General features: G+C 65.4%; 13 protein-coding genes and 2 pseudogenes. 7 read left to right on the top strand and 8 right to left on the bottom strand.

Annotation, left to right across the window (positions count from 1 at the left end; genetic code table 11):
• Positions 1 to 16 precede the first annotated feature (16 nt).
• The 5 genes from NON19_RS26385 to NON19_RS26405 form a co-directional block, all read right to left on the bottom strand.
• A complete protein-coding gene (locus NON19_RS26385; RefSeq protein WP_255931583.1) occupies positions 17 to 691 on the bottom strand; it encodes a DUF2637 domain-containing protein in 675 nt (224 codons plus the stop codon).
• Positions 691 to 867: a hypothetical protein gene (locus tag NON19_RS26390; RefSeq protein WP_255931584.1), complete on the bottom strand. Its 177-nt coding sequence runs from the start codon at positions 865 to 867 to the stop codon at positions 691 to 693. The genes NON19_RS26385 and NON19_RS26390 overlap by 1 nt, the downstream gene beginning before the upstream one ends.
• A gap of 87 nt (positions 868 to 954) precedes the next feature.
• Positions 955 to 2,310: an FtsK/SpoIIIE domain-containing protein gene (locus NON19_RS26395; RefSeq protein WP_255931585.1), complete on the bottom strand. Its 1,356-nt coding sequence runs from the start codon at positions 2,308 to 2,310 to the stop codon at positions 955 to 957.
• Positions 2,311 to 2,312: 2 nt separating this feature from the next.
• On the bottom strand, positions 2,313 to 2,669 hold the full coding sequence (locus NON19_RS26400; protein ID WP_255931586.1) for an SCO3933 family regulatory protein: 357 nt from the start codon (positions 2,667 to 2,669) through the stop codon (positions 2,313 to 2,315).
• 138 nt (positions 2,670 to 2,807) lie between these two features.
• Complete coding sequence (locus NON19_RS26405) at positions 2,808 to 3,587, bottom strand: GntR family transcriptional regulator (RefSeq protein ID WP_255931587.1); 780 nt, start codon at positions 3,585 to 3,587, stop codon at positions 2,808 to 2,810.
• An 18-nt stretch (positions 3,588 to 3,605) separates the two neighbouring features.
• Between NON19_RS26405 and NON19_RS26410 the strand changes: the two genes are divergently transcribed.
• From NON19_RS26410 to NON19_RS26420, 3 genes are all read left to right on the top strand, one after another.
• Complete coding sequence (locus tag NON19_RS26410) at positions 3,606 to 4,070, top strand: NUDIX hydrolase (RefSeq protein ID WP_255931588.1); 465 nt, start codon at positions 3,606 to 3,608, stop codon at positions 4,068 to 4,070.
• 1,337 nt (positions 4,071 to 5,407) lie between these two features.
• Positions 5,408 to 5,800: a hypothetical protein gene (locus NON19_RS26415; protein ID WP_255931589.1), complete on the top strand. Its 393-nt coding sequence runs from the start codon at positions 5,408 to 5,410 to the stop codon at positions 5,798 to 5,800.
• A gap of 565 nt (positions 5,801 to 6,365) precedes the next feature.
• Positions 6,366 to 6,593, top strand: a complete 228-nt coding sequence (locus NON19_RS26420) for a hypothetical protein (protein WP_255931590.1) — start codon at positions 6,366 to 6,368, stop codon at positions 6,591 to 6,593.
• Positions 6,594 to 6,795: 202 nt separating this feature from the next.
• On the opposite strand, the gene NON19_RS26425 is transcribed toward NON19_RS26420, so the two are convergent.
• On the bottom strand, positions 6,796 to 7,362 hold the full coding sequence (locus tag NON19_RS26425; RefSeq protein ID WP_255931591.1) for a hypothetical protein: 567 nt from the start codon (positions 7,360 to 7,362) through the stop codon (positions 6,796 to 6,798).
• A gap of 1,041 nt (positions 7,363 to 8,403) precedes the next feature.
• On the opposite strand from NON19_RS26425, the gene NON19_RS26430 reads away from it, so the two are divergent.
• From NON19_RS26430 to NON19_RS33820, 4 genes and pseudogenes are all read left to right on the top strand, one after another.
• Complete coding sequence (locus tag NON19_RS26430; RefSeq protein WP_255931592.1) at positions 8,404 to 8,643, top strand: Imm32 family immunity protein; 240 nt, start codon at positions 8,404 to 8,406, stop codon at positions 8,641 to 8,643.
• Between the two features lie 1,572 nt (positions 8,644 to 10,215).
• On the top strand, positions 10,216 to 11,925 hold the full coding sequence (locus NON19_RS26435) for an RHS repeat-associated core domain-containing protein (RefSeq protein ID WP_255931593.1): 1,710 nt from the start codon (positions 10,216 to 10,218) through the stop codon (positions 11,923 to 11,925).
• A 17-nt stretch (positions 11,926 to 11,942) separates the two neighbouring features.
• The gene (locus NON19_RS26440; RefSeq protein WP_255931595.1) at positions 11,943 to 12,620 is read left to right on the top strand and encodes an Lsr2 family DNA-binding protein; all 678 of its coding nucleotides are present in this window, start codon (positions 11,943 to 11,945) and stop codon (positions 12,618 to 12,620) included.
• 115 nt (positions 12,621 to 12,735) lie between these two features.
• A pseudogene (locus tag NON19_RS33820) lies at positions 12,736 to 12,978 on the top strand (DUF6193 family natural product biosynthesis protein); the annotation flags it as partial.
• A 194-nt stretch (positions 12,979 to 13,172) separates the two neighbouring features.
• Here NON19_RS33820 and NON19_RS26445 read toward each other — a convergent pair.
• The gene (locus NON19_RS26445) at positions 13,173 to 13,433 is read right to left on the bottom strand and encodes a pentapeptide repeat-containing protein (RefSeq protein ID WP_255931597.1); all 261 of its coding nucleotides are present in this window, start codon (positions 13,431 to 13,433) and stop codon (positions 13,173 to 13,175) included.
• A gap of 109 nt (positions 13,434 to 13,542) precedes the next feature.
• Positions 13,543 to 14,749, bottom strand: a pseudogene (locus NON19_RS26450) (IS701 family transposase).
• Positions 14,750 to 14,765: the final 16 nt, after the last annotated feature.

Consider the following 14,765-nt stretch of genomic DNA (forward strand, 5'->3'; position numbering starts at 1 on the left):
CTTCCTCTCTTGCTGATCAGGTGAGGTGGGCGGCGATGGCGTCGGCGAGTTGGGGCGGGACGCCGAGGCGGGAGCGCAGGGTGTCCGCGTCGATCGGGGCACCGGTACGGGCGCGGTACTCGTCGGCGACCTTGCGGGCGTGGTCGACCAGGACGGCGGGGACCGGAGGAGCGGGGGCCGGGGCCGGAGATGCGGGGGCCGCGTCAGGCTCGGGCACGGGCTCAGTTGCCGATGCGCGTTCGGCGTCCGGGGCCGGCTGCTCGACCGGAGACACGACCTCCTCCACGTCCGCGACGGATGTCGGCGGCACCGGCCCCGACTCCGCAGCCGACGAGTGCGCGAGGAGCGTTCCGCCGAGGAAGGCGAGCGCGGGCCATCCGGCGATGCCGAGGCGGAGCAGGGCGGGCGGGTCGGCCAGATCCAGGAACCCGGCCGTGGCGACGTTGGCGCCGAGCGAGGCGAACAGCGCGACTAGGAACCAGCACCAGGCCAGCCGAGACGGGCCCTCACTGCGCAGGCGCCGCCAGGCAGCGACCAACAGCAGGTCGACACTGACCGGGTAGGCCCGCGCCTTCCAGCCGTTCTGTCCCGCAGCGGAGGCCAGGTCGTGCAGGTGGGCGAAGGACAGGGCACCGGCGATGACAGCCTGAACTAGGACCGCATCGACACGGAGGCCGTGACGGGGACCCATCAGGAGTCACCGGGGTAGGCGGGGCCGCCGTCGGGCGGGGGCTCGGGCAGTGAGACGGCGAGGGACGCGCTGACGGCTTCCACGAAGTCGAGGTCGGCGCCAACCATGTCGGCGTACAAGGCGAGTTGGCCGAGCAGGAGCACGGTCCGGGCGAAGTCCTCGCAGTTGGGGCACACGGCGGGGTCTCCCTTCTTTGGGCATGGCGGTGGTAGGGACTTGGCGCGAAGGCGGGTCGCGCCGACCGGTGGGGATCCGCGAGGGGCTCAAACGGCGGCTGAGGAAGCTTTAGTCAGCGACACGGGAGCGGCAGCCGTGGCGGAGAGGACGGGCCGGAACGGAGCCAGCTCGGGCAGGTCCGGCGTACGGTCGGCGTGCCGGTTGCAGATGTTCACGGCCTGGCGAAGCGAGGTGTGCGGGGCACGGATGCGGTGCCATCCGCCGGAGGAGTCGCCCGAGATGGCCAGCCCTCGCATTTCAGCCGGGATCTGGATGGCGGCGAGGACGGCGTCCGGGGCAATGTCGCCGAAGGCCATGTTGGCGGATGTCTCGTCGTTGACGCGGTGGGCCGTGCGACCGGTGAGCTGGGCGCGGAGCATGGTGATGCCCTTGCCGAGTTCGGAGCCGAAGCGCTGCCCACAGATTTCGAGGTAGATGCCGGCCGCGCGGCCGAGCTGGGCGAGGCGGACCAGGGCGGTGATGATGCGGTCCCGGCGCTTTTCCTCCTCCTTGTTGGCGTACAGGGCGAGTTCGGCCACCTCGTCGACCAGGACCACGACCGGGACCGGGCGCAGTTGATCGGGAAGATCCCAGATGTCGGCGGCGATCTCGGCGTCTGACACGTCGGCAGCGATCCGTTGCTGAGCCCGGATGACCTGATAGGTGCGCTCCATGCGAACCACGAGCGCGTCGAGTACTTCGGCGGCGGTGTCGGGATCGTCGGCCAGCGCGGAGAACCGGCGGGCCAGCGGGAACAGTTCAACCCCCTGCTTGCAGTCGATGCCTACGAGGGCGACGTCCATCGGTGCGAGCCCGGCGACCAAGTTGCGCTGGTAGACGGACTTGCCGGACTCCGTGGCCCCGAGGGTGAGGGCGTGGGGTATCGCCCGGTAGTCGCGGTAGTGCACCGAGCCGTCCTGACGCAGGGCGACCGGTACCCGCATCGGCCGGGTGTCGGTCTTGGCCGGCATCTGCACCCGCTTGAGGACGTCGTAGCCGGTCATCCGCACCTCTACGACACCGGAGCGCAGCTCCCGCGAGGTCACGCCGTACATCGAGAACGAGTGCCGGAGCCGGTCCGAGGCGGCGGCGATGTCGAAGGCGTCCTGCCCGGGACGGAGCTTGAGCCGCAGGATCAAGCCAGTGCGAGTGGGCCGCAGCAGCAGGATGCGCGGGACGCGTGGCCCCGGTATCGGCCGGTTGGTGGCACGGGCGAGAGCGAGCCGCCACCGCGCGGGCGGCACGGTTAACCCGCACGCGTCCATGACGGAGCTGTACCGGACCAGGACCCGCACCACGGCCAGCGTGACCCCGAAGGTCAACCAGTACCAGGCGGGTCGCCGCCACCGCAGAAGACCTACGGCGGCGACGACCAGCACCAGGGAGACCGTGAAGCCGGTCATGATCAGGCCGCCTTGGGCCTTGCGGCGGCATCGGCGAGCGAGGTGACCGCGACCGCGCGGAACGCGATGCCGTGCCGCTTCTGGCCGTTGAAGTCGTTCTCCCAGGGCCGGGCGATCAGCCCGGTGAGCGCGACCGGCGTGCCCATGGCCAGCTCTCCGGTGATGCCGGGCTCCGGGACGGTGATGGAGAGGATCTCCACCTCCTCGTTCGCCGCGAACATCACGTCCACCGTTATCAGCTTCGCCCCGGTCTCGGTGTCGGTGGCGATCTCGCCGGTACGACGGTCACGCACCTTGACCTGCGGAGACTTGGCGACCATCACGACCGCACCGGCGGTGTCGACGGGAATCTGACGCACAGAAATCACTCCTCTATAGATGCCGAACTCCGTCACTCATGTACATGAGTGACATGAAGAAGAGTGCCTCACTCCTGTACATGAGTCAACCCGCCGCGAAGAGGAACTCCCGACGGGTTGCAGGAAGTTGAGCGGGCGTCAGTCGGCGGCAGGGATCCTGTACTCGAAAACGAACTGGTCAGCAGCCATGAGCGTGTCGCACACCTCGACCACGAGACCCTCGGTCGTACGGGCCTCACGGATCAGATGAACCACCGGCGCACCCGGACTCAGCGCCAGCTCCGATGCCTCCGCCTTCGAGGCCGGCCGCGCCTGCAACGTCTCGACGAACTCCGCGAACTCATGCCCGTGGTCTTCGAGTCGGGCGTAGATACCACCGCCGCCGGGGTTCTCGGTGAACAGCTCCGGGATTTCCTTCACGACGTCCCAGGGCAGGTACGACGTCGCGGTCTCGACCGGGGTGCCGTTACGGAAGTAGAGGCGCCGGCGAGCCAGCACCTGCGCACCGGCCGGGACGCCCAGGCGCTGGGCGGCATCCTCGGGCGCTTCCATGGGCCCGATGTAGAGAACGCTGACCTTGGCAGCCGCACCGGACTGCGCGGACTCCGCCAGGTAAGCCGCCTGACCGCCCTGCCGGAGCGAACGCCGGAAGCGATCGGAGGAACGGTGCCGCACCGGAGGCCGACTCTTCACGATCGAGCCCTTGCCGTGCCGAGTCTCGACCAGCCCACTCGCCCGCACCTCGACCATGGCCTTACGAATCGTCCCGCCGGACACGCCATAGCGATCCACCAGCTCAGACTCACTCGGCACCATGTCACCAGGCTTCAGGACCCCCGCCCGGATCTGCTGCACGATCTCATCCGCGATCTGCACGTACCGAGGCCCGGATCCGACCCCTCCAGCCGCAGTTCCCATAGTCCTTCCCTGCCTCCTATGCTCCTCTACATGAGTCAAGCACAGGAAGCGACGCCGTCTCCCCTGCACTCCGTATCCGTGGCCGGAGTGGTGGTGCGCGAGGACGGCCGCCTCCTGGCGATCCGCCGAGCCGACAACGGCACCTGGGAACTCCCCGGCGGCATCCTCGAACTCAACGAGACCCCCGAGGCCGGCGTAGCCCGCGAGGTCCTGGAGGAGACAGGCATCCACGTTGAGGTCGACGAACTGACCGGCGTCTACAAGAACTTGACCCGCGGCATCGTCGCCCTGGTCTTCCGCTGCAAGCCCTCCGGCGGCACCGAACGCACCTCAAGCGAGTCCACGGCCGTCTCCTGGCTCACACCCGGCGAGGTCAGCGAGCGCATGGCCGAGGTCTTCGCAGTCAGACTCCTGGACGCCTTGGACGGCAACGGCCCCCACGTACGCAGCCACGATGGCAAGCGCCTCATCCCAGCGGGATAAAACCTTCTCTCCTTCATCAAGTCGCTCGCTGCGCTCGCTGCACCAGGCGGGCAGACCCCGCAGGGGAAGAACACATCGACGGCGCAAGCGCCTACGGTTCCCGGCACCTCAAGGACTTCGAGAAGTCTTCTCACGTCGATCGAAAGGAGCCGCGCACAGCGCGGCGGCGCCGGCCGGCGTCCGGCGCACGCCCACAAGGGGCGGAAACACGTGCCGGGGCTGGGGGAGCACAGCTTCCACGGCTGACCCACCCGGCACGCCACGCAGCCCACTCTGAGGTCAAAGACCATGCCTCCGGCGGGGGAGCTCCGACTCCGGGATGGCGATCTTGTCGGCGACTGCCAGCCAATTTGTGGCTGAGGTAGGGAGCTGCCATCCCGCCCGCCGACGCCCAAGGCAAAGCCGAGCAGCCTTGCCCCCGGGTGTCCAGGTCGTTCGTACAGTGGCGCGCTCCACCTGGACACCCGGGGGGCAAGCCCGCTCCACTACGTGTGGGACGACGGCAGACGGGATGGCAGCCGGGACAGGTGTGCTTCCTGCCGGAGACCAGCGGCCGTCAGGTGCGACGACTTCTGATGGTGCTCCGAGCCCAGAACGGGCTGGCCGCCGGCCAAACTCCCAGTGACCTTCACTTGCATGCTTTCCGCGGCCGAAGAAGCCGCAGCGCAGCATCACTGGGACCAAGGTGCAGCAGCACCCTTGTGCCAGTACCTCGAACGAGTGAAAAATACAGTTCCACAGTCTGGATTCACTCCCCAAAGCCTAGCGTCCTGATCGGCCGCGGCTGCTCGGCTGTAGTCCAGACGATGGCTAGCGCTCAGGGGGGTGCTTGTTGGCGCAGAGCCGTGAACCCCAGGACATACCAGACACCGCCCGTCTCACTCAGTACGGTGAGAAGCCGCCACTCGGAGAAGGGTTTCGCGACAAGCTGCGGCCAGAGATCGGCGAGACGGAGATGTCGCTGATCTGGGGCGATCTGGACGCACTGGCTGCGTCATACGTCGTAACCAAAATGGTCCAGCCTGGAGCGGACCGACGGGTAACAACTGCCGGACGGTTACGAGAACGTAACTTTCAGGTCGTACATTCACCTACCAGGGGGAACCCTCTACATGTGAGCGTCTTCCCGCCTGACATCAGGCCGGGAGAGCCCGCCGACTGGGACGAAGCTATGGCCGACCGGTTCAACGGATGCTTCACTGAAGAGGACGCAGCTGGAGGTGACTGGAGTGGATGAGTCCCTTATGCCCGTATTGGGGAACCTGGCTTGGGCTCCGTATGCCGCCATTGAACGAGTCGAGATTCTAGACAGATTCAACGGTGTACCCACTCTTGGAGTGCTCAAGGTCCAGGGGAGTGACCACCTGTTCTGGCGGGCGATGGGGTACGTGCCAGCCCGGATTGCAGTGTGGATCTACGTGCCACTCAACGCAGCCGACGTCGATCACCTCGACAATTGCAGTCCAGCGGATCTTCTCGAGGGTTTGATCTTCGACTCGCACCGAGAGCGCTACGTGACGGTGGGTGTAGCCGAGGACAACCGACTGTTCTTTGAGCGTGAGTGGCTGTTGCCAGGGGGGCACGGCCGCCCCCAGCTCAGGAAAGAGCTGCTCAGGTTCTTGCTCGAAGCGCTGATGCTAGCTCGTGACCAGGACTTGCCGCTGAGTCGTCGGGAGATCGTAGACCGGGCATCGCAAGCAGTGCATGAACTCGCAATCAGCGGAAGTTAGCGCTCTCCCAGTTGCGGTACGCCGTGCCCGAATGCGCTAGAAATGACGGCCACTCAGTTGTCGGTGCGCAGCGTCTGGACCAGCAAAAGCGCAGGTCGCGCGCAGCGCCCGTAAGACCCAGGGCAAGAAGACATAGCCCAGCGATCAACCCATACCTGGCCGCCTTCTACCGAGCGGGCGTCGTGGTCGCCTAACGAAGCCGCCCCGCTGACCGGCGCCACTCCCTAGACTCCATGTCATGGATGGGGGAGTTGCTGCCCTGCTGGGAGCGGCAGTTGGAGCGGTCGGTACCGGCATCGGGGCGTGCCTCGCCTTCGTGGCGTCTATCAAGCAGGCCCGCATTCAAGCGAGGGCTGAGCATGCACAGTGGAGACGGCAAGTCCGGCGCGACACGTACCTGACCTTTCACGCCCTTGTCGAGGATGCATACAACAGGAACTGGGACATACTCGAAGAAATGTCACTCCAAGGGGCGTTGACGCCACCTCACGTGCCCGTATCTCTACATGAAGCAAGACAAATTGCGGGTGCCGAGTTTGAGCCCATTAGGCGAGCGCGAGGGGCCGTGTATGTCGAAGGGCCGGAAGAGATGCGAGCGCTGGCAGCTGCTTTGGATCAGGCCGTGCATATCGCGCTGGACGAAGTTGCGCAATTGAAAGCCAGCTCGACGCCAGAAATGGAGGCAATCCATCGAGTGGACGCAGAGTGGCGCGATGTCTTCCGCGGAGCGGATGAGTTCCTCGCAGCAGCGGCTCAGGTGCTGGATGATCCGGAGCCCACTTCTCCCAGGTAGCCGCACACGCAGGCTCGCTATGGTGCTGACTGGGACCACTTTGGGACCACACGCTACGCACGCGAGCGAACAACGCCAGCTCACCAGAACGGCCTTGCGTGCACCACGTGCTCTCTGACCTGTGGAAACGCCTACTCCCATGATCTGGGGGTCAAGGGGCTTATAGCTGTCGGCCAGGACGAGGGAGTCCCTGAGGCTTCCCTCAGTTGCGCTTCATGGCCTTGCGCCTCTCCTCTGCGTACTGGGCTTGGATGGCCTCGGCCGTGACCCCGAGCCGTTCCAGGATGGGGGTCACAACCTGTTCGCTCAGCCGTTCGTCGGCCTGCGTGAGGAGCCGACAGTCCGCCTTCAGGTCGGAGCACATCTTCGCCCGGCCGGCCTCGGTCACCATGTCCTGAATCCGCTCACGCCAGAAGTGGTGAACGAGGAAGTTCCGCCTCTCAAGGCTCCGCGCCAGGTCTGCGACGACTTCGGGGTGGGCGCCGGTGTGGACCTCGGCGCGCCTGATGAGCTTGCCCATCATGTCCTTGAAGCCCTGAGTCCAGGGGTCACGGATGAGCTGTTCCCCCTGCTCTCGCGCCGTGATGAGCTTCGCCGCGGCCAGGATGTTGACGAGCGAGTGTTCGAGGCAGTTGGCCCGGTAGATGGCCAGGCCAAAGAGGGCGTAGACGGTCTTCTCGTCTGTGCCGTTGTCGTACCCGTCGTCCGGCTCCGGCTCTGGCTCCTCCCGCCAGGTCGGCTCGTGCCTCACCACGTACAGTCCGTCCATGCGCCCAGTGTGGGTCCGGTGCGCGCTAACTCATAGCCGATTTTGGGTACTTGGCCACAGATCCCACGGTCGGATCGACCTTCAGGCTGACACCGCGGACGCCTCGGCGAAGTGCGTAACCTCGAGGGCGGCGGTGCGACTACCGGGCGGTCCTCCGGCCGCACTAGATGCGCACCAGATCGGGCGGTCAATCGCGGTAAACGGCGGAGACGAACGACCCGTACTAAGGAGATCGGTTAGCCACATCCTCCCAGCTCGCGCCTCACTTTGGACCGCTGGGACCTCTGATTCCCAAGCTCAGGGCTTACAGCAACGGATAAGCAGGCACTGCGGGCCCGTGACGCCGGGCTGGCCATCGTGGGCTGGCCTGGTCGACGGCAAGTACCTGGCAGAGTGGCTGAGGCCGGTGGTCGGTACCGCGAGGCATACGCGCGCCTGATCGGTCGTCATACGCGCCGTCGTGGCTGACTTTCGTCGGCTGAGGCTTACGGAATCGCGGTTCTCGGCTTAGGCAGGAGGGTAGTGAGGTCGGCCTGAGCGATGACCAGAGGAAAGAGCTACGCGATCTCGTCAGCCAGCTGGGCTCCGGCATACGCGATCCGCACTACCGACCTGCGTACGATGCAGCCGCGAACATCTGCTCCGGCGTCTTCGACACGATCCCCGTAGACCTCCACGATGTCGTACACGAGGCAGTCATGGCCGGGTACGCAGCCGCGCTTAGCGATCTCGAGGAAGGCAAGCTTGACGACCAGGTTCGAGAGCGGTCCGAGCTCCTCGAATGAGGCGTGCCGTGGGCCGTCTCAGTTTCCGTCTCATTCAGCCCCGTTCACGGCCGTTCATGCGGGACCCCGAGCCGTCCCCGCAGCGGTGGCCAGCCAACCATGAACGCAGGTGAACGCCTCCGTACGGCGCCCCGCCGCCAACCAACAGACTTGGAAAGCGTGCGCCCTCGGTGCCTGACGGTCCCTGAGTACGCGATGCTTGGGTATGGCCCCTGAACCTAGCGCCGCACCGTCGATGACCACTCAGGTGAGTGCGGTGACCGACGGAACCACCAGAGTCTTCGCCTGGGAGGAAGACGCACGTATCGAGGTCCGCAACCTCGGCCGAGAGATCGTCATCGAAGCCAACGCCGCCGGGCTGAGGACCCTGGCCGACCATCTCCTCACACTCGCCCAGGACGGCACACCGGACGGCGCACACCTCCACCTGGAGGAGAACAACGGACTCGAAGAGGGGTCCGCGAGCCTGGTCCTGGAACGATGCGACGACGAATGACTCGTGCCAGACGCGTGCCAGATCGTGCGGGGAACCACGGGGAACAGCGGGGAACCCGTCTGCCGTCCACCAAGCGTCTACGTCTCTCCGCCGCAGGTCAGGATCGGAGCCAGCCCTGGATGTCCTTAGCTTCCCAAGCTGAGAGCTTCACCAACGCCGCGCCTGACGCACTGGGTAGGGTTTGTAGCGTGCGTTACCTGACAGAAGCCTTCATCGTCGGGGCCCTGAAGCGAGGTCGACCGGTGGAATAGTTCCTCGGTCCGGTCGGTGCTCCGGGGCGGCTTGGCGTCAGCTACGTCGAGATCCGCCCAGCGAAGGCGTCATACGAGGTCTACCTTCATTCCGTTGAGAACGTCGGGCATGAGGAGTTCCTCGACCTGGGCGAGTTCCCACCGCACGACACCGACGCGGACGAAGAGGAGTTCGGCCAGCTCATTGCCGTGGCCGAGGATCCGTCAAACGCACTGGCCGCCGCTGAGGAGGCCACGGGCGCACTGCGGGAGCGGTGGGTCAACGAGAACATCGTCCAGGACGAATACGGTGACTTCGTTCGAGCAGGCCGGCCTTCGGATCAGTGCCCCGATGGGCGCCCCTGGCCGAGTCGTGGAGCGACGGGACCGCAGGCATCGGAACCCGATGTGAGTGTCTAACTGCGTGACAACGTCAACGCACAGCGGCGAACGAGCACGGACGCCTGCGGACCATCGCAGCAGGTAAGAGGCACATCAGCCCAAGGTTGCGCCCCACCCAAGTTGCTTCGGGACGAAGAAGTCGTGAGCCCTGTTGCTCGGTCTGGCCGCAGGTGAGCTTGCTCCCGCCGGCGTGAGTAGCCCTCACGCCAAGTCCCCGCTCGCGCTGCCGCAGACGGGGACTCCGTCCTGGGCGTTGGTTCCTCCGGCGACGCCCCTGCGCATAGGGTCCGTGGCGATCATGTTCCCGCCATTCCTCGTCATGAGGGTCACGGTCTTCGGCGCCCGCATTGTCTCCGGGAGTCGAGATGTGTTCCCCCTTGTTGACCTTGGCCAGCAGCGAGGCGAGGGGATCAGGGGGGCCATCGCTGAAGCGATCAGAGCCGCGCTCGGGCGGCGGCCCCGGCTCTGTCCTGTCGTGCCGCGCCCGTGATGTACCGCTCATGAGCAGCCCCCTCCGACTCACTGAGATGCACTCGAGGTCTTTCCCTGGAAGGTCGCGGGTAACCCGACTTCGCCCTTGCCATCTGTGCAATCTTGCTGGAAGCCAACCACCATTGGACACACTCCAGACCTTCAACGTCCGCTCATGCATTGCGTGTTGGCTGCGCTGAGGTTCGTGCCACAACCGTGCCAGATGCAGAGGTCAGCCACGGTCAATGAGGGTCCCCCGCAGTCGAGTTGCCGGCGCCTCACCAGATATCGAAGCCGCAGGTCACCGGCAGGATCCGCCAGCCTCTCTCCTAAAGTGGTTGTCCAGCGCGCTCAATGAGTCCACAACGACGGATCCACCTCATCGTTCACCTACGACGAGACGGGCCACGCCCGGGAAATCACGAACGCGCACGCCCACATCGCGCTGGAGCGAGACACATCTGGTCGCGTGCTCGCGGAGACCGTCAACGGCCAGACCATGGCATTCGCCTATGACGCGATCGGCCGCCGAATCCATCGACGCACGCCCTCCGGCGCAAGCAGCGACCTGACCTACAACTGGGCAGGGCTTACCGCCTACACAGCAGGCAGCCACACCTTCCGTTTCGACCGCGATGCCCTGGGCCGTGAGAAGACCCGTACGCTCGACGCCAGCCTCACCTTCCACCAGGAATGGGACAGCGTTGGCCGCGTCACCCGTCAACAACTCAGCACCCCACACGCTGACTTGCTGGAACGGGAATTCACCTATCAGGCGGACGGATCCCCGATCAGCATCCACGACCATGCCACCGGCCGACGCTCGTACGCCGTCGACGAGGCCAGCCGTATCACCTCTGTCCAAGCGGAGGGATGGGCCGAGCAGTACGCGTACAACTCCGCCGGTGACCAGATACAGGCCACCTTGTCCGCTCAGGCTCCAGGCCAGGACGCAGCGGGTACACGCACCTACGACGGCACGCGGATTGTCCACGCTGGACGCACCCGCTACACCTACGACGCCCAAGGTCGGCTGACACGGCGGGAGACCCGGGCACTGAGCGGCAAGAAGCTGCGCTGGGACTTCGAATGGGACGCAGAAGACAGGCTCACGCAGGTCCGCACTCCGACCAACATTCGCTGGCACTACCTGTATGACGCCCTCGGACGACCGATCGCCAAACAGCGCCTCGACGCTGAAGACCGCGTCGTCGAGGCCACTTCCTACGCCTGGGACGGGGCACAGCTGGCAGAGCAGCGCACCAATGGCGCGACGCTGGTGTGGGACTACGTCGGGCTGCGCCCGCTGGCGCAACGCGAGTTCAAAACCGACAGCGGCCAGCGGGAGATCGACCGGCGATTCTTCGCCATCGTCACCGATCTGACGGGCAGCCCCAGCGAACTTTTCGGACTCGATGGGACGTGTGCCTGGCGGGCTCGGAGCACGGCATGGGGAGCTACCCAATGGGCAAGCGGAAGCACCGCCTACACCCCGCTGCGCTACCCGGGTCAGTACTTCGATCCTGAGACCGGCCTGCACTACAACGTCAATCGCTACTACAACCCGGACCTCGGCCGGTACATCACCCCTGATCCCCTCGGCCTCGCCCCAGCCGTCAACCACTACGCCTACGTACCCAATCCCTTCACCCTGGCCGATCCCCTCGGTCTTGCAGGCTGTGAGAACGACCCCACATGGGGTGGCCGGGTTAAATGGACTCCGGACGAACACGGCCGCCCCTACGAAATGAACGCCATCATCACCCGCGACATGCTTGACGAGGGGACACACGCCCGAGGATCGATCCGCCCGCCCGGCTACCAAAGCGACGTCGGTCTAGCGCGGGGACACATGTTGGCAAGGATGCTCGGCGGATCCGGCGACATCGAGGACAACCTGTTCACCATCACACAGAACCCGACGAATAGTCCTGAGATGCGGGACTTTGAGCAGGCTGTTTACGACGCTGTCCACGGCGACGCACATCGACCCGGCGAGATCGTGCATTACAACGTCTACCTCGAGTACGTGAACGACGACCGCACCTCGCCACCCAAGTACATTCAGCTCGAAGCCTACGGACACCGCACCGACTCCAATGGGCGTCCCAAATTCTCGATGGAGGCATACTTCACAAACCCAGCCCACGACCTGCCGCGGCCCAACCGCCACCCATAGCGACACCGAGGAATCCCGTGACAGCCATCACCGCCCTCACACAGCTCTGCCCGCCACCCGCCGACGACCTACCCGCCATCGACTGGGATGCCGTTGAGCGCACGCTCGGCATGCGGCTGCCAGAGGACTACAAGCAACTCGCCACCGCGTACGGGCCAGGGAGCTTCTGCGACTTCCTCAGCATCTACCACCCCCACGGTGTCACCGAATGGGTTGACCTCACAGGCCCGATGCCCGCCAAGATCGGGGCACAGCTACGGCAGGACTACACCCAGGGCACGCACCCCGTCCCGTACAACCCAGAACACCTCTTCACCATCGGTGTCACCGGCAACGGTGACTATCTCTTCTGGATCACCGACCCTGCCACCGCCCCGGACACCTGGCACATCGCTGTCAGTGAATCGCGCGGACCACAGTGGTTCACCTTCGAAGGGACCCTCACAGAATTCCTCGTCGCTACTCTCAGCGCTCAGACGCAGGTCCCCATGTTCCCGAAGGACCTCCTCGACCCAGGAGTCTTCTTCACCCCTTCACGCCGCGACCTCGAGTACACGCCACAACCCCCGACGCGTGGTCCCGTCGACACCAAGATCGTCCGGGCGTGGGCTCGCGCCAATGGCTACCAGGTCGAGGACCATGGCCGCATCCCTGCCGAAATCCTCCAAGCATGGGAACGAGCCAACCCCATCTGAGCGAGAGGGCAGAGTAGGGGCAGCGGAGAATGCACGATCCAATCGCTGAAGCGTTTCATGCAGTCGTTCGTCCCTCCAAGAACCGTCCTCTGGCTCCGTCGCGGCAGTTGATGCCGAGTGGCGACGCCTGCTGACAACGTCAACGAGATTGATCGATCCGAGCATGGTTCGGGCTGCCTATGCCCACTCGCGATTGCTCGTGCTCTTCCCGATTATCAGTCACGGCTCCCTGTGCCTAAGCCGCTGCACACAGCTCCTCTGGATAGCCGACGCCCCGGGGCTCTACCGCCCGTTCCCCGAACGGATTCCTCGTTGTCCGCTTCGGCGAGCCTGGAACACAACGAGGGGCATCGCGTAGGCGAGACCGACACCGCGAAAGAAGCAGCTGCCCTGATCGCTGAAAGGGCACCGGCCGTCTACATTCCGGCTCTGCAGCCGACTCGGTTGCGCACCCTCAACCCACCGCGTCACGCTACAGCCGCCACCAGCGGTTCCAGGGGTGCAACGATGAGGTGCCCGCGCGGTCCCTGTCGACCCGAGAACTCGATTTCATCAGAACCAGTTACCGGTCGCTGCCTTGACACAAACGTATCCAAACTCCGGGTGCGTGGGCTTCTCGCCGTCGCAGTAGTCGTTCGTGCCATAGAAGTCCGCGTGAGTGAACTTGACCTTCTTGCCGTCATAGTCGGCAAGGTTCATATCGTCAGCGAAGGCGGCGACGATACCGGCGAAGCTGAAGTCTGCTCCTCCGATGACTGCGCGAGTCAGGAACGCCCCATTAAAGTCCGCACGCCGGAAGTCCGCACCTTCCATGTCCGCCCCCACTAATACTCCAGTGAGAAATCGTGTCCTGAGCTGGTCCTTCTTCGGTAGTGGCAGCGGCGGGCGGTGGCTTGGTGGTGTCTGCGCCAGTGGGACCAGTTCAGTGCGTGAAGTCTTCTGTCTTGATGGGGTTTTGGGTGGGGAAGGAGAGCGTCCAGCAGGTGCCGGATCTCTGCCACAGTGAGGGGGACAAGGCTGGTGGAGTCGTTTCTGCGGCCCCCTTTGTGGTGTCCTGGGCCTGGGCGGCGAGCGCGGTCAAGAAGGCATGAGCGAGCATGGCCAACGTGATGTGCCGGTACCACCCGACGTAACGGCGGACTTCGTACTCGTCCAGTGCCGCACTCGTTCTTCGCGGCCTGGAAACACTCCTCGATCGCCCAGCGGGAGCCAGCGATCCGGGCCAGTTCGCTGACTGCGGTATCGACGGGTGCGTAGGCGAGGTAATAGGCCAGGTCGCTGGGGTCGGACAGGCTGCGGCGGGCCATCACCCAGCGGTGATGGGTAGGTGGATCCGGGTCGAAGATGAGGTTGGCGGGCAGCTTGGCTGCTGCCCAGTGGTAGACACGGGGACCTTTGGCCCCGTCGCCGCACGACAGGGTCTCCCAGGCATCGGCCGGAGCCTGCTCGATGAGCGCGTCGATACGCCACATCCCGGCCAGTGACTTGATCTGCTGGGACTTGGGGACTGCCACCACGTAGCCCAGGCCGAGTTGTTCGAGCATGCGGCGGAAGGACCAGTCCTGGCCGTATGCCTCGTCCGCGGTGACCCAGGACGCCGGTAGGCCCGCGGCGACACAGCGGCGCACGATGTCCCGGGCGATCTCGCCCTTGGTGGCGAAGGCGCGTTCGTCGGGAATCTTGGCTGTCCGGCACCGCTCGCGGTCCTTCGTCCAGCACTTCGGTAGATACAGTTCACGGTCTACCAGGGCCCGGCCGCGGCCGGTTGCGTAGGCGGCGAAGACCCCGATCTGGCAATTGTCGATCTTCCCCGAAGTGCCGGTGTACTGCCTGGACACACCCGCTGAAGTGGTGCCCTTCTTGATGAAGCCAGTGTCATCAACGATCAACACCCCGCCCGGGCCGAGCTGTTCAGCCACGTACCCGCGCACATCGTCTCGCAACGCGTCGGCGTCCCACCGGGCACCGTTCAACAGGTGCTGCAACCCCGTCGGATCACGGTGACCTGCGTACTCTGCCAGCGTGTGAGGTCGGACCGGGGCGCCCTGTCGATGTTGCCGTCGGTGGGTTTCCCCGGCCCGCCTCCCGAACCGGACGTGCCCGATCTCCAGGCATCCGGCTCTCCACAAGCCCTCTCAGGTGGCC

The organism is Streptantibioticus rubrisoli (assembly GCF_024436055.1).
Classification (GTDB): domain Bacteria; phylum Actinomycetota; class Actinomycetes; order Streptomycetales; family Streptomycetaceae; genus Streptantibioticus_A; species Streptantibioticus_A rubrisoli.

What these genes read in the sequence shown, in the direction of transcription:
- NON19_RS26385 (WP_255931583.1), bottom strand. Translation starts at nt 691, where the DNA reads ATGGGTCCCCGTCACGGCCTCCGTGTCGATGCGGTCCTAGTTCAGGCT.
- NON19_RS26395 (WP_255931585.1), bottom strand. Translation starts at nt 2,310, where the DNA reads ATGACCGGCTTCACGGTCTCCCTGGTGCTGGTCGTCGCCGCCGTAGGT.
- NON19_RS26405 (WP_255931587.1), bottom strand. Translation starts at nt 3,587, where the DNA reads ATGGGAACTGCGGCTGGAGGGGTCGGATCCGGGCCTCGGTACGTGCAG.
- NON19_RS26410 (WP_255931588.1), top strand. Translation starts at nt 3,606, where the DNA reads ATGCTCCTCTACATGAGTCAAGCACAGGAAGCGACGCCGTCTCCCCTG.
- NON19_RS26425 (WP_255931591.1), bottom strand. Translation starts at nt 7,362, where the DNA reads ATGGACGGACTGTACGTGGTGAGGCACGAGCCGACCTGGCGGGAGGAG.
- NON19_RS26445 (WP_255931597.1), bottom strand. Translation starts at nt 13,433, where the DNA reads ATGGAAGGTGCGGACTTCCGGCGTGCGGACTTTAATGGGGCGTTCCTG.